Source organism: Streptococcus suis (assembly GCF_016743335.1).
Classification (GTDB): Bacteria; Bacillota; Bacilli; order Lactobacillales; family Streptococcaceae; genus Streptococcus; species Streptococcus suis_Y.
This window is the reverse complement of sequence record NZ_WCJE01000091.1, coordinates 1-1,676: the sequence shown is the minus strand read 5'-3', so window position 1 is coordinate 1,676 and position 1,676 is coordinate 1. Positions and strand designations below refer to the sequence as shown.

The window sequence follows — 1,676 nt, the reverse complement described above, 5'->3', positions numbered from 1 at the left end:
TATAGGTATTCGGCAATAGATTTGGAAGAACCAACTCATGATTATTCACTATGGTATCTCCAACTAATCCAGAAAGTAGTTCTTCTTGATTGCCATTTTTTCGATAGAGTTGGAAACGAGCGTTTAAACCTCTATTGGTATCATTGTAATCCCGCTTACGGATTTTCACTGTAAATGGTGTCCGGTCATTTTTTACGGTGATTGGGATAATCTTATCCGCACCCTGATCTTGGCTAGTTCCAACCTCAATCTTAGCATCAGCATTAGTAATCTGAGCCGAACCATTGGCGTCAATTATGATTTGGTATTTGCGAGCATTAGCCTGATAACCTGTCGGTGGCTGGCTTTCTTGTAAATAGTAGGTACCTGGTTCCAAACCTGGAAGCGTGATCTCACCATTACTGTCTGTCGTCACTTCCTGACCTATCTGCGTATTTTCATCCGGTCCAAATATCTTGAAGCGTGCACCTGCTAGCTTGCGGTTGGCGTCGCGGCTGTCGACTTTGGTAATCTTTATCTTAGGCTTGAAGACGTTGGTGAGTTTGATATTGATCCGTCCGTCTTTTTGCCCCTGACTAACCTGTTCAGGATTTGTTCCCTGAGCAAGCTGGACACTACCATCTTCTGCCACAGTGATATCGAAAGGCTGTAGCTGCTCGTAACCTGCTGGTGCAGAGAGTTCGCTGATGGTATAGGTTCCCTGTGGCAATCGTAAAACAGCATTGCCTGCATTGGAGCTCGTCCACTCAAGGGCCTTTTCAGTGTCAATCACACGACCTTGATAGTTCGTCACATGCCAGTTTCGCTCACTAAATTGTGGCATCTGATTGCCATTCTTAGCCTGAATCCGCAACCGCACACCTGTCAAGGTTGTCTCGTTGCTACGTTTGTCCACCTTCTGAATACTGATTGGCGTAAACGGTCTATTCTTGATGGTTAGTTGGATAAGATGACTGTCATCTGCTGATTGAATAGCGATTAAGTCACTTGGTCCTGACTGGATAGTCAGCTGCCCTGTTTGGTCAATGGTCAAATGAATCGGCGCTATTGGATTGTAATTGGCAGGAGCCACTGTCTCTTTCAGGACATAGCTATTCGGACTCAGGTTTGGGAACGTCAAGCTAAATCCGTCCTGACTGGTATTTCCACGTTCGATAACAGTCGTACCCGTTGCATCATACAGCTCGAAGCGTGCATCAAGACCTGTCGCCGCATTATTGACATCGCGTTTGAGTATCTTGAGATGATAGGTCAGAGGTTCATTTTTTACGATGAACTTCAGCACATTGGCTGTGTTGGTATCAATCCGAACCTTATCATTTGTTCCAACGAGGTTGAATCGTGTCACTGTCTTCATCTGGCTTCCGCTATGGGGTTGCTGTAGTGTCTGCAAGTCTAGTAAGATTGGACTAGCTAAACCACGATAACCAGTTGGCGGTGTGCCTTCGACAAGGGCATAACGACCGTGCACCTTGGCTTCTAAGGTCTGACGAACTTGCCCATTTGTCAAGGTAAAGGTTTGGACAAGATTTTGATCTGTCAGAGCGCCTGTCACCGTTTGTGACGTTGCATCATCTGGAACTTTATAGAGCTTAAATGTCACTGCTTGTTGGATAATACGGTTATTCATGTCCTGCTTCTCAATTTGAATCTCAGGATGTTGGATATTTCCGATC

At 45.3% G+C, this 1,676-nt stretch carries 1 protein-coding gene; it reads right to left on the bottom strand.

Features of this window, described 5'->3' with window-relative positions:
* Positions 1-1,676: MSCRAMM family protein (locus F9856_RS11945; protein WP_268933457.1), on the bottom strand; the 1,676-nt coding region annotated here is incomplete at both ends.